The organism is Mycobacterium sp. TH-M15 (assembly GCF_057473705.1).
This window is the reverse complement of the sequence record NZ_JBYCLB010000325.1, coordinates 1-17,644: the sequence shown is the minus strand read 5'-3', so window position 1 is coordinate 17,644 and position 17,644 is coordinate 1. Positions and strand designations below refer to the sequence as shown.

General features: G+C 71.1%; 20 protein-coding genes. 2 read left to right on the top strand and 18 right to left on the bottom strand.

The genetic code is table 11. The features are described from left to right. The 7 genes from AC2VNT_RS07920 to AC2VNT_RS07890 all read right to left on the bottom strand — a co-directional run. Nucleotides 1-526, bottom strand: a 526-nt coding sequence (locus tag AC2VNT_RS07920; RefSeq protein ID WP_486946329.1) for a pyruvate kinase, incomplete at its 3' end; no start/stop codon positions are given. Nucleotides 527-605: 79 nt separating this feature from the next. Beyond that, nucleotides 606-2,264, bottom strand: a complete 1,659-nt coding sequence (gene lgt / locus AC2VNT_RS07915; protein WP_486946328.1) for a prolipoprotein diacylglyceryl transferase — start codon at nucleotides 2,262-2,264, stop codon at nucleotides 606-608. Beyond that, entirely contained in the window at nucleotides 2,261-3,070 is an 810-nt protein-coding gene (trpA, locus tag AC2VNT_RS07910; protein ID WP_486946327.1) for a tryptophan synthase subunit alpha, read from the bottom strand. Before trpA ends, lgt begins: the two co-directional genes overlap by 4 nt. Then, nucleotides 3,067-4,335, bottom strand: a complete 1,269-nt coding sequence (trpB, locus tag AC2VNT_RS07905; protein ID WP_486946326.1) for a tryptophan synthase subunit beta — start codon at nucleotides 4,333-4,335, stop codon at nucleotides 3,067-3,069. Before trpB ends, trpA begins: the two co-directional genes overlap by 4 nt. A 27-nt stretch (nucleotides 4,336-4,362) precedes the next feature. Continuing rightward, nucleotides 4,363-5,181 carry an indole-3-glycerol phosphate synthase TrpC gene (gene trpC / locus AC2VNT_RS07900; protein WP_486946325.1) on the bottom strand — a complete coding sequence of 273 codons (819 nt, stop codon included), beginning with the start codon at nucleotides 5,179-5,181 and terminating at the stop codon, nucleotides 4,363-4,365. A gap of 82 nt (nucleotides 5,182-5,263) precedes the next feature. Then, on the bottom strand, nucleotides 5,264-5,902 hold the full coding sequence (locus AC2VNT_RS07895; RefSeq protein WP_486946324.1) for a TIGR02234 family membrane protein: 639 nt from the start codon (nucleotides 5,900-5,902) through the stop codon (nucleotides 5,264-5,266). Then, nucleotides 5,899-7,437 carry an anthranilate synthase component I gene (locus AC2VNT_RS07890; RefSeq protein ID WP_486946323.1) on the bottom strand — a complete coding sequence of 513 codons (1,539 nt, stop codon included), beginning with the start codon at nucleotides 7,435-7,437 and terminating at the stop codon, nucleotides 5,899-5,901. Before AC2VNT_RS07890 ends, AC2VNT_RS07895 begins: the two co-directional genes overlap by 4 nt. 105 nt (nucleotides 7,438-7,542) lie before the next feature. Between AC2VNT_RS07890 and AC2VNT_RS07885 the strand changes: the two genes are divergently transcribed. Further along, on the top strand, nucleotides 7,543-7,998 hold the full coding sequence (locus AC2VNT_RS07885; RefSeq protein WP_486946322.1) for a peroxiredoxin: 456 nt from the start codon (nucleotides 7,543-7,545) through the stop codon (nucleotides 7,996-7,998). 2 nt (nucleotides 7,999-8,000) lie between these two features. Here the strand turns inward: AC2VNT_RS07885 and AC2VNT_RS07880 are convergent, their stop codons facing one another. The 11 genes from AC2VNT_RS07880 to hisD all read right to left on the bottom strand — a co-directional run bounded on the left by AC2VNT_RS07880 (nucleotide 8,001) and on the right by hisD (nucleotide 16,940). Continuing rightward, nucleotides 8,001-8,375 (bottom strand): DUF732 domain-containing protein, encoded by a 375-nt coding sequence (locus AC2VNT_RS07880; protein ID WP_486946321.1) that lies wholly within the window; start codon nucleotides 8,373-8,375, stop codon nucleotides 8,001-8,003. Nucleotides 8,376-8,511: 136 nt separating this feature from the next. After that, nucleotides 8,512-10,056, bottom strand: coding sequence for an HNH endonuclease signature motif containing protein (locus AC2VNT_RS07875; RefSeq protein WP_486946320.1), 1,545 nt, complete (start codon nucleotides 10,054-10,056; stop codon nucleotides 8,512-8,514). Between the two features lie 134 nt (nucleotides 10,057-10,190). Next, nucleotides 10,191-10,490 (bottom strand): hypothetical protein, encoded by a 300-nt coding sequence (locus tag AC2VNT_RS07870; RefSeq protein WP_486946319.1) that lies wholly within the window; start codon nucleotides 10,488-10,490, stop codon nucleotides 10,191-10,193. A 9-nt stretch (nucleotides 10,491-10,499) separates the two neighbouring features. Then, nucleotides 10,500-10,853, bottom strand: a complete 354-nt coding sequence (gene hisI / locus AC2VNT_RS07865) for a phosphoribosyl-AMP cyclohydrolase (protein WP_486946318.1) — start codon at nucleotides 10,851-10,853, stop codon at nucleotides 10,500-10,502. After that, nucleotides 10,850-11,644 carry an imidazole glycerol phosphate synthase subunit HisF gene (hisF, locus tag AC2VNT_RS07860; protein WP_486946317.1) on the bottom strand — a complete coding sequence of 265 codons (795 nt, stop codon included), beginning with the start codon at nucleotides 11,642-11,644 and terminating at the stop codon, nucleotides 10,850-10,852. Before hisF ends, hisI begins: the two co-directional genes overlap by 4 nt. Nucleotide 11,645: 1 nt before the next feature. After that, nucleotides 11,646-12,461, bottom strand: a complete 816-nt coding sequence (locus AC2VNT_RS07855; RefSeq protein WP_486946316.1) for an inositol monophosphatase family protein — start codon at nucleotides 12,459-12,461, stop codon at nucleotides 11,646-11,648. A 7-nt stretch (nucleotides 12,462-12,468) separates the two neighbouring features. Further along, nucleotides 12,469-13,218 (bottom strand): bifunctional 1-(5-phosphoribosyl)-5-((5-phosphoribosylamino)methylideneamino)imidazole-4-carboxamide isomerase/phosphoribosylanthranilate isomerase PriA, encoded by a 750-nt coding sequence (priA, locus tag AC2VNT_RS07850; RefSeq protein WP_486946315.1) that lies wholly within the window; start codon nucleotides 13,216-13,218, stop codon nucleotides 12,469-12,471. After that, nucleotides 13,215-13,829 carry an imidazole glycerol phosphate synthase subunit HisH gene (gene hisH, locus AC2VNT_RS07845; RefSeq protein ID WP_486946331.1) on the bottom strand — a complete coding sequence of 205 codons (615 nt, stop codon included), beginning with the start codon at nucleotides 13,827-13,829 and terminating at the stop codon, nucleotides 13,215-13,217. The genes priA and hisH overlap by 4 nt, the downstream gene beginning before the upstream one ends. A gap of 8 nt (nucleotides 13,830-13,837) precedes the next feature. Then, nucleotides 13,838-14,452, bottom strand: coding sequence for an imidazoleglycerol-phosphate dehydratase HisB (gene hisB, locus AC2VNT_RS07840; protein WP_486946314.1), 615 nt, complete (start codon nucleotides 14,450-14,452; stop codon nucleotides 13,838-13,840). Next, a complete protein-coding gene (locus AC2VNT_RS07835; protein ID WP_486946313.1) occupies nucleotides 14,449-15,615 on the bottom strand; it encodes a histidinol-phosphate transaminase in 1,167 nt (388 codons plus the stop codon). The genes hisB and AC2VNT_RS07835 overlap by 4 nt, the downstream gene beginning before the upstream one ends. Then, entirely contained in the window at nucleotides 15,612-16,940 is a 1,329-nt protein-coding gene (gene hisD, locus AC2VNT_RS07830) for a histidinol dehydrogenase (protein WP_486946330.1), read from the bottom strand. The genes AC2VNT_RS07835 and hisD overlap by 4 nt, the downstream gene beginning before the upstream one ends. A gap of 271 nt (nucleotides 16,941-17,211) precedes the next feature. Between hisD and AC2VNT_RS07825 the strand changes: the two genes are divergently transcribed. After that, complete coding sequence (locus AC2VNT_RS07825; protein ID WP_486946312.1) at nucleotides 17,212-17,613, top strand: nitroreductase family deazaflavin-dependent oxidoreductase; 402 nt, start codon at nucleotides 17,212-17,214, stop codon at nucleotides 17,611-17,613. Nucleotides 17,614-17,644: the final 31 nt, after the last annotated feature.

Here is a 17,644-nt window from a genome sequence, read left to right as displayed (position 1 = left end):
CGCTGATGTCTTTCTCCGACATCGCCGGTGCCGAGACCTTCATCCCGGGCAGTGACAGGCCCTTGTGGTCGCTGACCGGCCCGCCTTCGGTGACCGTGCACACCACGTCGTCGCCGTCGATGTGCTCGACGACCAGCGCCACCTTGCCGTCGTCGACCAGAACCCGGTCACCGGGGGCGGCGTCTTGGGCCAACTCCTTGTAGGTGGTCGACACCCGGTCGTGGTTGCCGGCGCAGTCGGCGACGGTGATCCGCACGGTCTCGCCGTTGGCCCAGAAGGTGGGGCCGTCGACGAAGCGCCCCAACCGGATTTTCGGTCCCTGGAGATCGGCGAGGATGCCGACCGCGCGCTGGCTGGCGTCGGAGGCCTCGCGTACCCGCTCGTACGCCGCCTGATGGTCGGCGTGCTCGCCGTGGCTGAAGTTCAGTCTGGCGACGTCCATGCCCGCCTCCACCAGCGACCGCACCATCTCCGCGCTGCGGGTCGCCGGGCCGAGGGTACAGACGATCTTCCCGCGCCTAGTCACGACGACAGCATAGGCAACGTAGCCGGCGCGGGCGCGCGACGGCAGGCGCCGGCGCGCGGCGGCGCCTTATCTGCCACGGTTATCTGCCACGGCGTCCCCACCGGAATCGGCGCGGCTTTTCGGTCTGCGTCGCTGCGGCGTCGGCGGAATCGGCCGGCTCCTGCGGCTGCTCGACGGCGGGCATGCCGTCGGATTCACCTTCAGCGGCAGCATTTTCCGGTTCGGCGGCGTCTTCGGCCGCCACGCCGAGCGCTGCGTCGTCATCGGCTTCGGGTGTTTCGGATTCGGGTTCGCGCGACGCCGCCGCGGTCCCTGCTTCCGGCTCCTCGGTCTCCGCCTCGGCACCAGCCTCGTCGGCGGGTTCGGTCTCCGCTTCGGGCTCCCCGGAGTCTTCCGCGGGCTCCTCGGTCTCCGCCTCCGGCTCCTCGGTCTCCGCCTCGGGCTCCTCGGTCTCCGCCTCGGCACCAGCCTCGTCGGCGGGTTCGGTCTCCGCTTCGGGCTCCCCGGAATCTTCCGCGGGCTCCTCGGCCTCCACCTCCGGCTCCTCGGTCTCCGCCTCCGGCTCCTCGGTCTCAGGCTCCGCTTCGGGCTCCGCCTCGGGCTCGGTTACGGCCAGTTCCGCTGTGACCTGGTCGATCTCCGGTTCTGGCTCCCAGTCACCGGCCTCCAGCTCCGGTTCGGCCTCACTAGCCGCCCACAGGTCGTCGATCGCGTCGTCGGAGAGCGGCTGCAGCGACGCGTCCAGCGCTGACCCGCGACCGACCGCGGCCCCGACGAGCTCCTGCTCGGGAATGGGAAGCTCACCTTCCTGCAGTTCTTCGTCCCAGGAGCCGCCCAGCGCGTCCGGATTCTCTCGGCCCTTCGGCGCCACCAGGAAGTAGACGACCGCGCCGATGAAGACAAACGCGGAGGTGAACGAGTTGATTCGGATCCCGGCGATGTGCGTCGCGGTATCGGCCCGCAGCAGTTCGATACCGAATCGCCCGACGCAGTAACCGGCGACGTAGAGAGCGAAGAGTCGCCCGTGGCCCAGCGTGAATCGGCGGTCCGCGACGATCAGCACGACGAAAACCAGGACATTCCAGATCAATTCATACAGAAATGTGGGCTCCACCACCCGGTAAAGCTGTCCGGTCGACACGCCGTCGAGCAGGTGCGGATCGCGCATCCCCACCGGGTCCTGGCGCCAGAAGATCTCCATCCCCCACGGACGCGCCGTCTCCCGGCCGTACAGCTCCTGGTTGAAGTAGTTACCGATCCGGCCGATCGCCTGCGCCAGCACGATCGCCGGCGCAACCGCGTCGCCGAACGCCGGCAGCGGGATGCCGCGTCGTCGGCACGCGATCCATGCGCCCACCCCACCGAGGGCGACCGCACCCCAGATTCCCAGTCCACCGTCCCAGATCCGCACCGTCGCGCCCAGGCCTGCGCCGCCCTCGCCGAAGTACGTCCGCCAATCGGTCATCAGGTGATACAACCGACCGCCGACCAGGCCGAACGGCACGGCCCACAGTGCGATGTCGTAGATCACCCCGGCGTCGCCACCGCGCGCCCGCCAGCGCCGGTCGCCGATCAGCAGCGCGACGATGATGCCGACGATGATGCACAGCGCATACGCCCGGATCGGCACCGGACCGATGTCGAGGTGAAAGGACCCGAGGTTCAGATGCCAGACCTTCCCGAGGTACCACACGCCCCGCGGCGGGCTCGGGAAGAACGTCGGCATGGGCGGCGTCATCGCTTCGAACTCCTTCGGCGCACACCATTGGCAAGCTCTGCGGTAAGCGCACGCAGTGCGGGCAGCCCATCGGTCAGGGCGGCGACCAGCGCCGAACCGACGATGACCCCGTCGGCGTAGCCGCCGATCTCGGCGGCCTGGTCTCCAGACCGCACACCAAGGCCGACCCCGACCGGGATGTCGGAGACCGCACGCACCCGGCGAACCAACTCCGGGGCGGCCTGCGACACCGCGCCCCGAGCGCCGGTCACGCCCATAGTCGATGCCGCGTAGACGAATCCGCGCGATGCGTCGACGGTGGCCGTGAGTCGTTCCGGTGTCGACGACGGTGCCACCAGAAATATTCGGTCCAGATCGTGCCGGTCCGACGCGGCCATCCACTCCTCGGCCTCGTCGACGATCAGATCGGGGGTGATGATGCCCACGCCACCCGCCGCGGCCAGATCGCGGGCAAACGCGTCAACCCCATAGTGCAGCACCGGATTCCAGTAGGTCATCACCACCGCGCGACCACCGGCGGCGCTGATCGCCTCGACCGCGTCGAAGGTGTCGCGCACCCGCACGCCGCCGTTCAGCGCGGCCGCGGTGGCCTGGGCGATCGTCGGGCCGTCCATCCCCGGATCCGAGTACGGGATACCGACCTCGATCAGATCACAGCCGGACTCGACCAATGCGGTCATCGCCGCGACCGATCCGGGGACATCCGGATATCCGGTGGGCAGGTACCCGATCAGCGCAGCCCGGCCGTCTCGCCGGCAGTCGTCGAACAGCGACGCCAGCCTGCTGGCCTCGCCCACCCGCGTCATGACTGCCCGTCCTCGTCCAGCAGCCCCAACCACGTGGCGGCGGTCGCCACGTCCTTGTCGCCGCGGCCCGACAGGCTGATCACGACGATCGCACCCGATCCCAGCTCCCGTCCCAGGTCCAGCGCACCGGCCACCGCGTGCGCGGATTCGATCGCCGGGATGATGCCCTCCGTCCGGCACAGCAGGCTGAACGCCTCCATCGCCTGCGCGTCGGTGACCGGTCGATATTCGGTTCTGCCGTTCTCCCGCAGCCAGGCATGCTCCGGACCCACCCCGGGGTAGTCCAAACCGGCTGAGATCGAATGCGATTCGATGGTCTGCCCGTCTGCGTCCTGCAACAGATACGAGTACGACCCGTGGAAGGCCCCTGGCGATCCGCCGGTGAAGGTCGCGGCGTGCCGACCGGTTTCGACGCCGTCTCCGGCCGCCTCGAAGCCGACCAGCCGGACCCCGGGATCGTCGAGGAAGGCGTGGAAGATCCCGATCGCATTCGACCCGCCGCCGACGCACGCCGCCACCGCGTCCGGCAGTCGGCCGGCTTGCTCCTGGATCTGCGCCCGCGCCTCCATGCCGATGACCCGCTGGAAGTCGCGCACCATGACCGGGAACGGGTGCGGGCCGGCAGCCGTGCCGAAGCAGTAGTAGGTGGTGCCGGCGTTGGTGACCCAGTCTCGGAATGCTTCGTTGATCGCGTCTTTCAACGTCTTCGAGCCGGATTCCACCGAAACCACTTCGGCACCCAGCATGCGCATGCGGGCCACGTTCAGCGCCTGACGCTCGACGTCGACGGCGCCCATGTAGACCACACAGTCCAGGCCCAGCAGCGCACACGCGGTCGCGGTGGCGACCCCGTGTTGGCCTGCCCCGGTCTCGGCGATCACCCGCGTCTTCCCCATCTGCCGGGCCAGCAGTCCCTGCCCGAGTGCGTTGTTGATCTTGTGAGACCCGGTGTGGTTGAGGTCTTCTCGCTTCAGGAAGAGACGCGCCCCGGCAGCGTGGCCGGAGAGGCGGACCGCCTCGTAGAGCGGTGACGGCCGGCCGGTGTAGTTGGCCTGCAGCCGATCGAGGGTGTCGAGGAACTCCCGGTCGGAACGGACCTTGTCGTAGGCCGAAGTCACCTCGTCGATGACGGCCATCAGCGCCTCGGGGACGAACCGGCCGCCGTAGACGCCGAAGTGGCCGCGTGAGTCGGGGTCGTGGCCGCTCGACTCGGTGACCCCGGCGCTGGCTGGGGGGAGGTCGATCTTGGGGTGGCGGTCAGGCATGGCGACGCTCACGCGAGTCATCGCCGGTCAGCGAGCCGGCTTCGGGCACGACGGATGCCTGCCCGCAGTGACCAGGTCGGCAACCGCTGCCCGTGGATCGCTGGCGGTGACCAGGCCCTCCCCGACCAGCACCGCGTCCGCGCCGGCGCCGGCGTAGGCCAACAGGTCGGCGGTGCCCCGCACCCCGGATTCGGCGATCTTGACCACATCGGTCGGCAGGCCGGGCGCGATCCGTGCGAAGCAGTCCCGGTCCACCTCCAAGGTGGTGAGGTCTCGCGCGTTCACACCGATCACCCTGGCGCCGGCGTTGAGGGCGCGATCGGCCTCTTCCTCGGTGTGCACCTCGACCAGGGCGGTCATCCCCAGCGATTCGGTGCGATCCAGCATCGACACCAGCGCCGGTTGTTCCAGCGCCGCGACGATCAGCAACAGCATGTCGGCGCCGTGGGCCCGCGCCTCGTGTATCTGGTAGGGCTGGACGACGAAGTCTTTGCGCAGCACCGGGATGGAGGCCGCGGCCCGCACCGCGTCGAGGTCGGCCAGCGATCCGTTGAACCGCCGCTGTTCGGTCAGCACGCTCACCGCCCGTGCCCCGCCGGCCTGGTAGGCCGACGCGAGCTGACCCGGGTCGGGGATCGACGCCAGCTCACCCGCCGACGGGCTGGCCCGCTTGACCTCGGCGATGACGCCGATGCCGGGCTCCCGCAACGCGGCCAGCACGTCCAGCGGCGGCGGCGCCTTCTCGGCGGCCACCTTGACGGCGGCCATGCTGGTGACGGCTTCGCGGGCGGCAACATCGGCACAGACTCCCGCGATGATGGAGTCGAGCACGGTTGCCGAACTCATGCCTGCCCGTTCCTCTCCCGCGGTCGCGAACAGCACTGCAATGACGTCCATCGAAGGGTAACGACCCGCACCTCCGACACCGTCACCGCCCCTCGCCGATCGGCCCGGAATCGGGATCGGTCGGGTCGCGGCCGTCGTCCAGTGCGTCCCAGATCATCCGCTCGGAGAGCTCGGCCGGCGAGCCGTGGCTGTCGCGCCGCTGTTTGGACCGGCGGGCCGCGGTGGCCAGATACCGGTCCGAATCGGTACGGTTCACCGCCGCCGCCCGCATCAGCAGGGCGGCACCGAACAGCATGCACAGCGCTGCCGCCAGGGTCAGCGTCGCGCCCGCATGGTGCGGCTCACCGCCGACCAGTGCGGTCGCCGGGACGTCCGCGATCTCCGCGGCTCGGGTGGTCACCGCGGCCTGCATCCACATTCCGATGCCCAGATACCCGGCCGCCAGGCTGGCCGCCGCAAGCAACACCGCCAGCACCCGCAGCGACCACCCGTGCACCGCGACCGTGGCCACCGCCGCCGCGAGCGCCAGCAACGCCAGCGGGACCAGCGCGGTCGACCAAGCCGCACCGGAGACGACGGCCTGCCGCGGCGGGCCGAGCCCGTCCGATGACCGGATGATCACCCAGGGCAGCCGGGAAGCGCCCCACAGCGCACCGCCGGCGGCCACCAGCAGCACCTGGGCCGCCCGGATGCCGAACCGGGCGTTGTGGGCACCGGTCATGCCGGCCCGCCGTCCGGCGTGCTCAGGGTCTCGGCCGCCGCGATCGCGGCCAGCACCGCCCGCGCCTTGTTGGACGCTTCGGTGAACTCGTAGGGGCCGGTGGAGTCGGCCACCACCCCGCCACCGGCCTGCACGTACGCGGTGCCGTCGCGCATCAGCGCGGTGCGGATCGCGATCGCGAAGTCGGCGTTGCCGGCGAAGTCGAGGTAGCCGACCACCCCGCCGTACAGACCACGACGTGTCCGCTCGACTTCTTCGATCAGCTCCATCGCGCGCACCTTCGGCGCCCCGGACAGGGTGCCGGCCGGGAAGCAGGCCAGCACCGCGTCCAGCGCGGTCCGGCCCGCGGCGAGCTGCCCGGTGACGGTCGACACCAGGTGCATGACATGGCTGTAGCGCTCGATGTGGCTGTAGTCCTCGACGCGCACGGTGCCCGGCCGGCACACCCGGCCCAGGTCGTTGCGGCCCAGGTCGACCAGCATCAGGTGCTCGGCGAGCTCCTTGTCGTCGTGCAGCAGCTCCTTCTCCAGCAGCTGGTCTTCCTCCTCGGTCTGGCCGCGCCAGCGGGTGCCGGCGATCGGGTGCGTGCTGGCCCGGCCGTCCTGCACGGTGACCAGCGCCTCCGGGCTGGATCCCACGATGGAGAAGGCGACGGCGGCGCCATCCTCGGCGGGCACCTGCAGCAGGTACATGTACGGGCTGGGGTTGGACACCCGCAGCATCCGGTACACGTCGATCGGGTCCGCTTGGGTCGTCATCTCGAAGCGCTGCGACGGCACCACCTGGAACGCCTCGCCGGCGGCGATGTCGTCGACCAGCCGGTCCACGATCGCGCCGTACTCGGCGACGGTGCGCTGCGCCCGGTATTGCGGGTCGGGCCGGTCGAAGGTGGCCACCGTCGAGGGCAGCGGCTGACCCAGCGCCCCGGTCATCACGTCCAGCCGCGCCACCGCGTCGTCGTAGGCCTCGTCGACCCGCTCGTCGGTGCCGTTCCAGTTGACCGCGTTGGCGATCAGGGTGATGGTGCCCTCGTGGTGGTCGAGCGCCGCCAGATCGGTGGCCAGCAGCAGCAACAGATCCGGCAGGTTGAGGTCGTCGGTGACGAGTTCGGGCAGCCGTTCCAGCCGACGCACCAGGTCATAGGCGAAGAAGCCCACCATGCCACTGGAGAGCGGCGGCAATCCGGGCAGCGGCTCGGTGGCCAGCAGGCCGAGCGTCTCCCGCAACGCCCGCAGCGGATCCCCGCCGGTGGGCGCGCCCTGCGGGGTCACCCCCAGCCAGACCGCCGCGCCGTCGCGCACCGTCAGCGCCGACGGCGCCCCGGCGCCGACGAACGACCACCGCGACCAGGATCGGCCGTTCTCGGCCGATTCGAGCAGGAAGGTGCCGGGCCGGCCGCCACCGAGTTTGCGGTACGCCGACAGCGGCGTCTCGGCGTCGGCCAGCACCTTGCGGGTCACCGGCACGACGCGGTGCCCGGCGGCCAGCGCCCGGAAGTCCTCCCGGGTGGTGGTGCCGGCGTGGATGGTCTGCACCGGCCCATCTTCCCAGATCGTGGCGATCGCAAGCGCGACGGAGTCGGGCGCAGCGGGTCGCCACTTTTGGGCACGGGTCTGGCCGGACGGCGTAGCGTGGCGGCCATGAAAACCGGTGACGTGGTGGCCGACTTCGAACTCCCCGACCAGACCGGCACGCCGCGCCGGCTGGCGAGCCTGCTGGCCGACGGTCCGGTGGTGCTGTTCTTCTACCCGGCCGCGATGACGCCGGGATGCACCCGGGAGGCGTGCCACTTCCGCGACGTCGCGTCCGAGTTCGCCGACGTGGGCGCCGCCCCCGTCGGGATCAGCGCCGACCCGGTCGTCAAGCAGGCCAGGTTCGCCGACGCCCACGACTTCGGCTACCCGCTGCTCTCCGACGCCGACGGTGTGGTCGCCGCGCAGCTCGGGGTGAAACGCGGGCTGCTCGGCGCGCTGATGCCGGTGAAGCGCACCACGTTCGTGATCGACACCGACCGCTCCGTGCTCGGGGTGATCGCCAGCGAGTTCAATTTCGCCAGCCACGCCGACAAGGCGCTGGAGTTGCTGCGGTCGCGTTGAGGTTACGGATCGCCGGCTTGCGAGCCGACATCCGGGCACAGGGTGGCGACCGCGGCCGTGACCACATGCGGTGAGTCGGTTGCCCAGGTCAGCGGGTTCCCGTGCGCGTAGAAGTCCTGGAAGACACGCAACCGCGCATCTTGATCCGAGCCGCCACCGCGACGGACGTTGCAGGCCAGGTAGCCCAAGTCGATCAGCCGTTGCGGCGTGGCGTTGGGCGTGCCGTGCAGCGCCAGGTATTCGAGGTAGTTGCGCTCCGGCGAGCCGGGGGGCGGGCGGTCGTCGGCCGCCGCCTGCGGTGCGGCGACCAGGCCGGCCAGGCAGCCGATGGTGGCCAGGCCGCAGATCACGCCGCGCTGAATTCCCCGTGCCGTCACGGTGTGCCTCCTTCGACGGGTCATGTCCGCTACATTCTGCCCCGCGGTGAGCGGCGGTGGTACAAGACCGGCAAAAAGCCCAGCAGCACCGCCGCGATAGCCGAATGCGCGTGGCAAGGATGCGTCGACGAGGGTGTCAAAAGGGTGGCGGCCGGTTGCGTTCCGCGACGTGGTCGTTGTTGAGGGCGCGTTCGGCGTCGATCCGCGCGGCACGATCCTGCGTGCGGGTGCGTTTTCGGATCGGCATCATGACGTCGCGGCGGTGTTCCGCTCGATCAGATGCGGGTTGCAACACCGGTGGGCCCGTGTCCAGACACAGGGCGGGAAACAACAAGCGACTACCCGGCCGGGTGGTATAGACCTGCCCGGTCGGCGCCACCCAGGTGATGGTGCCATCGGGAAGTTGGCGGTCCGACCAGCCGCCCTTGCCGGTCCAAAATGTCTTTAAAAGGTGGTGTTTTCGACACAGGCAACGCAGATTCGACGGATGAGTCGGCCCGAACGGGTACGGAACAGCGTGGTCGACATCGCAGTGGGTGGCGGGCCGATCACAGCCGGGAAACCGACAGGTCATGTCGCGACAACGCACCAACGCGTCCAGCGCGGCCGACGGGCGGTAGCCGGTTTCGGGTGGTGAGTTCACCGGGTGGTGGAGGGGCTTGACTTTGGCGCCACCACGCGCCAGCTCGCCGAGCAGCGACGCCGGAATCGTCCCGCCGCCGACGATCACCGCGGGCGAACGCGCCGGCCGCGGGTCGGGTTCGGGCTCGGGCGCCAGGGCCTCGTCAAGTGTCATGTCCAGGGTGATCGGCCGTGCCGCCGGTTCGTCGCCGGACATGTGCCGATCGGGCCGCTCGATGACCGCTGCGGTGTCGGCCACCACATGGATGACGACCCCCGCAGCCCGTTCGTCACCGCCACCCGCAGCGCAATCGGAATTCCCACAACCGCACGCCAACGTCTCGGCACCGGCAGCCAGCGCCCCGAGGGCATCGGCGCGCCGCTGGGCGACGGTGCGCGGATCGCCGTCGCAGACCCCGCGTGCCATCTGGGTGAGCCGCCGGTCCAACGTGGCGGCGTCGACCGAGTACAACCGCCCCCAGAGCGCCGCCGTCCCGGACTCGCGGTCATCCGCGCAGACCACCACCTCCCGACTGCGGGCGGTGACCCGGTTCCGGCGCAGGGCCCCGGGGTCGTACCGGTCGACCAGGGAGTCGATGGCGTCCGCCGTCCTGACGACCGAGAGCGGTCCCAGGGCGGTGGCAGCCTGAGCCAGCGCATCGTCGACCAGGCGCAACGCTTCGTCGTCCTGGATCAAGGTGGTGTGCCAGGCAATGGTCGCCGCCAATCGGGCACTGATCAACCCGTCGGTGAACAACCCGCCCACCCGGGGAAGCCGGTTGCGCAGCGTGACCGCGAGGTGCATCTGGCTCGACGCCATGCCGTGGCTGACATGCAAGGCGGCCGCCACCTCGGCAGCCGCCGCATCCCAGTCGTCGCAGGCCCAGCGCGCCCGTTCGGCGGACTTGTCGACCCGTCGCGCCGCCAGCTCGGCCACCGCAGCCAGTCGGCGCGCCGCCGCGGCGGCCTCCACCCGGGCCCACCCGGCGATTGCGCCGACCAGCGTCGAATCGTCGACATCGCCCAGCGTCGCCGGATCGGGAAGCAATCCATCGAACATAGTTTCGATTGTAGGTCGGTGGGCTGACATTCCTTTTGGGCAGGGCCACGGCTGTGGATAGGGGCGTCGACTGTGGAGGGCCGCACAGATGGCTCGGTCGGACGAAGGTTTCCGTCGAGGCGGCCCGGCGAGCGTTAGAACTTCCGGTAGGTGCGGACGATCCGACGTCCCAGCAGCCGGCCCACCCGGTCGATGAACTCGTCCACCAGCGGCGGCCAGTTCCAGAACCACACGTCCAGTTCGCCGAACGCCCACGGCATGGGGCCCCAGTCCCACCCGTTGAGGTCGACCCCGCGGTGGCGGCAGAGGCACAGCACGATGCGGGCGTCGCCGCCCTCGAACCACCGGGTGATGGCGTCACCGAACGGGCCGTGCCACCTGTCGTTCTCTACACCTGCCGGCCGGTGCCGGTCGCCGCCACGTCGACCGGGCACTGCAGAAACTCACCCATCCCCCGGCCCCAGCAGCAGGTCGGCGTCGAAGCAGCTGTGGTCCCCGGTATGACACGCTCCGCCGATCTGGTCCACCACCAGCAGCACCGCGTCCCCGTCGCAGTCCAGTGACACTGAGTGCACGTGCTGGGTGTGCCCGGAGGTTGCTCCCTTGACCCACTGCTCGCCGCGGGACCGCGAGAAGTACGTTGCCGCACGGGTTTCCAGGGTGCGGGCCAGCGCATCGTCGTCCATCCAGGCGACCATCAGCACGTCGCCGCTGGAACGTTCCTGCACCACCGCGGTGAACAGGCCGTCGACGTTGCGTTTCAGCCGCGCCGCGATCGCCGGGTCCAGCCCACTCATCGCACCACGATCCCTTCGGCCGCCATCGCCGCCTTGACCTGCGGAATGGTCAACGCACCGAAGTGGAACACGCTCGCGGCCAGCACCGCGTCGGCCCCGGCCGCTACGGCGGGCGCGAAGTGCTCGACGGCACCGGCGCCGCCGCTGGCGATCACCGGAACCTGCACCGCAGCGCGTACTGCGCGCAGCATCGGCAGATCGAAACCCGCCTTGGTGCCGTCGGCGTCCATCGAGTTCAGCAGGATCTCCCCCACCCCGAGGCCGGCGCCGCGCACCGCCCACTCGATCGCGTCGATTCCGGTGCCGGCGCGACCGCCGTGGGTGGTGACCTCCCAGCCGGACGGGGTGGGCGGCGCGCCGGCCGGCACGGTGCGGGCGTCGACGGACAACACGATGCACTGCGAACCGAACTGCCGCGACATCTCGGCGAGCAGCTCGGGCCGGGCGATCGCCGCGGTGTTCACCGACACCTTGTCGGCTCCGGCGCGCAGCAGCACGTCCACGTCGGCCACGGTGCGCACCCCGCCGCCCACGGTCAGTGGGATGAACACCTGCTCGGCGGTGTGTGCCACCACCTCCAGCATGGTGGCCCGTCCGGCCGAAGACGCGGTGACGTCCAGGAAGGTCAGCTCGTCGGCGCCCTGGGCGTCGTAGGCGGCCGCGAGTTCGACGGGATCGCCCGCGTCGCGCAGGTTCTGGAAGTTGACCCCCTTGACCACCCGGCCGTCGTCGACGTCCAGGCACGGGATCACCCGGACGGCCAGGTCACTTCCGGTCATAGCGGCGCACATCTCAGAAGTCCTGCGGGTCACCGACGCCGCGGATGACGTCGAGTAGCTGTTCGTGCACGCCGGGCGCGGCGGCGACCGCCGAGTGTGACCGGATCGTCCAGTCCGCACCGGCCAGGTCGGTGACCAGCCCGCCGGCGGCGCGCACCAACGTCACCCCGGCCGCGTGATCCCAGACGTGGTCGCCGAAACTGATTGCGCCGCCGAGAATCCCGTCCGCCACATGCGCGAGGTCGATCCCGGTGGCGCCGTGCATCCGCAGCCGCGACGTCACCCGGCTGAGCTGTTCCAGCACCGCCAGCCGGTAGCGACCGGGATACCGGCCGCGCCAGTCCACGTTGAACGTGCCCAGACCGACCAGTGATTCGGCAAGCCTCGCGGTTTCCAGCCGTGGTTGCACCACCCCGTTTCCGGTCAGCGGACCACCGGCCACCGCGGTGTAGCGCTGATCGGCGAACGGCAGCCAGGTCAGCCCGGCCACCGGCTCGCCGTCGCGCAGCAGCCCGAGCAGGATCGCCGCCATCGGAGACCCGGCCGAGTAGTTGAACGTCCCGTCGATCGGGTCGAGCACCCACACCAGCGGCGAATCGAGGGGTGGGCCGCCGAATTCCTCGCCGTGCACCCCGACGCCGGTCGCGTCGCGCAGCGCATCGGTGATCTGGCGTTCCAGGGCGAGGTCGACCTCGGTGGCGAAGTCGTTGCCGCCCTTGTGGACCGCCGATCCGGCGCGACGGCCGGCGACGAACGGTTTGACGGCCTGGTCCAGGATCGAAGCCGCCTCGGCGACCAGGCCGTCCAGATCCGCGGAGTCCAGCGCCATCGCCGCCCTATCCGCGCACCGCGGCCAGTGCCTCGGGCAGCGTGAACCGCCCGGCGTAGAGCGCCTTGCCGACGATGGCCCCCTCCACCCCGGCTTCGGTGAGGGTGGCGATCGCACGCAGGTCGTCGAGGCTGGACACGCCGCCGGACGCGATCACCGGCGCGTCGGTTCGGTCGCCGACCGCGCGCAGCAGATCGAGGTTGGGCCCGGCCAGGGTGCCGTCCTTGGTGACGTCGGTGACGACGTAGCGGGAGCAGCCTTCGCGGTCGAGCCGGTCCAGCACCGGCCACAGGTCGCCCCCGTCGGTCTCCCAGCCACGTCCGCGCAGCCGGTGCCCGCCGTCTGGATTGCCCCGGTCGATCTGCACGTCCAGCCCGACGGCCACCTGCTCGCCGTGCCGGGCGATCGCCTGGGCGCACCAGCCCGGGTTCTCCAGCGCCGCCGTGCCGAGGTTCACCCGGGCACAGCCGGTGGCCAGCGCGGCGGCCAGCGAGTCGTCGTCGCGGATGCCGCCGGAGAGCTCCACCCGCACGTCGAGCCGGCCGACCACGTCGGCGAGCAGCTCCCGGTTGGAGCCGCGGCCGAAGGCTGCGTCCAGGTCGACCAGGTGGATCCATTCGGCGCCGTCCCGCTGCCAGCCCAGGGCCGCGTCCAGCGCCGAGCCGTACTCGGTCTCGCTGCCCGCTTTGCCCTGCACCAGCCGTACCGCCCGCCCGTCGACCACGTCGACAGCCGGCAACAAGACCAGCCTGCTCATAGCGCCTCCACCCAGTTCCGTAGCAGCGCCGCCCCGGCGTCGCCGCTCTTCTCGGGGTGAAACTGCGTGGCCGCCAGCGGTCCGTGCTCGACGGCGGCCAGAAACGGTACCTGATGCGTCGCCCAGGTCAACAGCGCACCGGGTGCGCCCGTCCAGCTCTGCGCGGCATACGAGTGCACGAAGTAGAACCGGGTGGCGGCGTCCAAGCCGTCGAACAGCACGCTGCCCGGCGCGGCGTCCACCGTGTTCCAGCCCATGTGCGGGACCACCGGGGCGTCCAGCCGGGTGACCGCGCCCGGCCACTGGCCGCAACCGGCCGCCGCCACCCCGAACTCCACCCCGCGGGCGAACAGGATCTGCATGCCGACGCAGACCCCCAGCACCGGCCGGTCGGCGTTGATCCGTTCCGCGATGATCTTGTCGCCGTGGATCTTCCGCAGGCCGGCCATGCACGCCGCGAACGCTCCGACACCGGGCACCACCAGCCCGTCGGCGGCTGCCGCGGCGTCTGCGTCGGCGGTCACCTGCACCGCCGCCCCGACCCGCTGCAGGGCCCGCTGCGCCGATCGCAGGTTTCCCGAACCGTAGTCCAGCACCACGACTTTCGGCACCGCGAGCGTCACAGGCTGCCCTTGGTGGACGGCACCCCGGAGACCCGGGGGTCCGGCTCGACGGCCTGCCGCAGCGCCCGGGCAACCGCCTTGTACTGCGCCTCGGTGATGTGGTGCGGGTCGCGCCCGTAGAGCACCCGAACGTGCAGCGCGATGCGGGCGTTGGCGGCCAGCGTCTCGAAGACGTGCCGGTTGACGACGGTGTGATAGGGCACGCCGCTTCCCGCGATGGTGGTGTGCCGCAGGTGATCCGGCTCGCCGGTGTGCACACAGTAGGGCCGGCCGGAGACGTCGACCACGGCGTGCGCCAGCGTCTCGTCCATCGGGATGAACGCGTCGCCGAACCGGCGGATCGCCTTCTTGTCGCCGAGTGCCTGGCCCAGCGCCTGGCCCAGCACGATCGCGGTGTCCTCTACCGTGTGGTGCGCCTCGATCTCGACGTCGCCCTTGGCGGCCACGGTCAGGTCGAAGCTGGCGTGGCTGCCCAGCGCGGTGAGCATGTGGTCGTAGAACGGCACCCCGGTGTCGACGTTGACCACCCCGGTTCCGTCCAGGTCGAGTTCGACGGTAATGTCGGATTCCTTGGTGCGTCGTTCGATGCGGGCACGACGGTCGGCGGTCACTGTTCTCCTATCGCGGTGGGGACGGCGGCCAGCTCGGTGGCGGCCAGCGTGCGACTGACTTCCAGCAGCGCGTCGTTCTCGGCGGCCAGTCCGATGGTGCTGCGCAGGTACCCGGGGATGCCGACGTCGCGGATCAGCACGCCGGCGTCCAGGTAGCGCTGCCAGGTTGCCGGCGCGTCGGTGAACTCACCGAACAGCACGAAGTTGGCGTCGCTGGGGATCACCCGGAAGCCGGTGTCGCGCAACGTCGCGGAGACCCGGTCGCGTTCGGCGATCAACTCCGCGACGCTGCCCAGCGTCTCGTCGGCGTGCCGCAGCGCGGCCCGCGCCGCGGCCTGGGTGACCGCCGACAGGTGGTACGGCAGCCGGACCAGCAGCATCGCCTCGACCACCGCCGGCGCCGCGACCAGATAGCCGAGCCGGCCGCCGGCGAACGCGAACGCCTTGCTCATGGTTCGGGAGACGACCAGCCGGGCCGGGTACTCGTCTACCAGGGTGATCGCGCTGGGCTGCGCCGAGAACTCACCGTAGGCCTCGTCCAGGATCAGCATCCCGCTGCCGGTCTCGGTCAGCGCGTCCAGCAGCCGACGCAGTTCGGCCGGCGGCACGCTCTGGCCGGACGGGTTGTTCGGGCTGGCGACGAAGACGACGTCGGGATGCCGGGCCCGGATGGCGGCGGCGGCGACATCGGTGTCGAGGCTGAAATCGTCGGCGCGGTTGGCGACCAGCCACTCGGTCTGGGTGCCGCCGGCGATGATCGGGTGCATCGAGTACGACGGTACGAAGCCGATCGCGGTGCGGCCCGGACCGCCGAACGCCTGCAACAGCTGCTGCAGTATCTCGTTGGATCCGTTTGCCGCCCAGACGTTCTCGGTGCCAACCGGCACCCCGATCTGCGTCCGCAGGTAGCCGGCCAGGTCGGCGCGCAACGCGACCGCGTCCCGGTCCGGGTACCGGTGCAGGTCGGCGGCGGCGTCGCGCACCGACCGGGCCACGTCGTCGACCAGCGCCGCGGTCGGCGCATGCGGGTTCTCGTTGGTGTTCAACCGCACCGGCACCGCCAGCTGCGGCGCGCCGTACGGCGAGGCGCCGCGCAGGTCGTCACGCAGCGGCAGGTCGGCCAGCGTGACCCGCCGGCCCGGCCGGCGGTCGCCGGCGGTCACTGTTCGAACCTCCGGCGCACCGCCTCGCCGTGGGCGGGCAGGTTCTCCGCGCCGGCCAGCGTGATGACGTGTCCGGTCACGTCTTTCAGCGCCGCCTCGGTGTAGTCGACGACGTGGATGTCGCGCAGGAAGGTCTGCGTCGACAGGCCGCTGGAGTAGCGGGCGCTGCCCGCGGTGGGCAGCACGTGGTTGGACCCGGCGCAGTAGTCGCCGAGGCTGACCGGCGCGAACGGTCCGACGAAAATCGCTCCGGCACTGCGGATCCGGGTTGCCACCCCGGGCGCGTCGGCGGTCTGGATCTCCAGGTGCTCCGGGGCATAGGCGTTGACCACCCGGACACCGGCGTCGAGGCCGTCGACCAGCACGATCGCCGACTGCCGCCCGGTCAGCGCCGCGGTGACCCGTTGGCGGTGCACGGTGTCGGCCAGCTGGGCGGCGACCGCGGCGCCGACGGCGTCGGCCAGCGCCTCGCTGGGGGTGACCAGCACGCTGGCCGCCAGTTCGTCGTGCTCGGCCTGGCTGATCAGGTCGGCGGCGACGTGTGCCGGGTCGGCGGTGTCGTCGGCCAGGATCGCGATCTCGGTTGGTCCGGCTTCGGCGTCGATGCCGACCAGCGACCGGCAGAGCCGCTTGGCCGCGGTGACGTAGATGTTGCCGGGTCCGGTGATCATGTCCACCGGCGCCAGGTCGGCGCCGTCGGTGTCGGTGCCGCCGTGCGCCAGCAGCGCCACCGCCTGCGCTCCGCCGACCGCCCACACCTCGTCGACGCCGAGCAGCGCCGCGGCGGCCAGGATCGTCGGGTGCGGCAAGCCGTGAAACCGGCCCCGCACGTGAGCTTGCGGCGGGCTGGATACCACCAGCGAGCCGACCCCGGCGGCCTGCGCCGGCACCACGTTCATCACCACGCTGGACGGATAGACGGCGTTGCCGCCGGGAACGTAGAGGCCGACCCGCTCCACCGGCACCCAGCGTTCGGTGACCGTCGCCCCCGGGCCGAGCGTGCTGGTGACGTCTTCGCGGCGCTGCGCCGCGTGCACCGCGCGGGCCCGGTCGATGGCGACCTGCAGGGCGGCCCGCACGTCGTCGTCGAGGGCGGCCAGCGCGGCGTCCAGGTCGGCGGCCGGCACCCGCACCGTCGCCGGGCGCACGCCGTCGAACGACTCGCCGAACTCCAGGGCGGCCGCCGCGCCGCGCTCGGCCACCGCGTCGACGATTGGGCGGACCGTGGGCAGCACCGCGTCGACGTCGACACCGCCGCGCGGCAGGGCGGCCCGCAGCTCGGCGGCGGTCAGCTCCGCCCCGCGCAGATCGATGCGGGCCAGAATCCGCGGCGACGAGTCGGTGGTCACGTCGACCATTGTCCCAGAGCGTTCAACCGGATATCGCTGCCCGGGTTCGCGGTCTTCGGACGTCCCGGCCGCAAGTCCGGTCGACGGTTCCGCACCGCCCCGCGGTTGGCGGTGCCGCTCGGCCACGACTCGGCCGACCTGGTGAAGAACATCCTGGCCGCTTCGGTGTGTTCGTCGCCGACATTTCCGGCCCGACCGGCTGACCGGCGCCGGTACAGTGGCTCACACGTAAACGAACGGAGTCACGATGGCCGCCAACGACGAGGCGAAGCTGCCGGTGGTATTCCCGCCCTGGCTGGACCGGCTGCAGATCAAATACATGAACCCGCTGGTGAAGCGCGCCGCGCACTTGCTGCCCGGCACCTCGATCATCGAGCACCGCGGCCGCAAGTCGGGCAAGACCTACCAGACGCCGGTCACCACCTACCGCAAGGGCAACCAGATCGCGATCGCGCTGGGCCACGGCAAGGCCGACTGGGTGAAGAACGTGCTGGCCGCCGGCGAGGCCGACGTGCGGCTCTCCCGGCACCGGCAGCTGCACCTCACCAACCCGCGGATCCTGCCGGTCGGCGCCGCCGGCAAGTCGTTGCCGCTGGCGGTGCGGATACAGGGCCGGCGGGTGGCCGTGCTGATCGCCGACATCGCCTGATCCGATCCGCTCGGGCTGCCTGCTCCGAGCC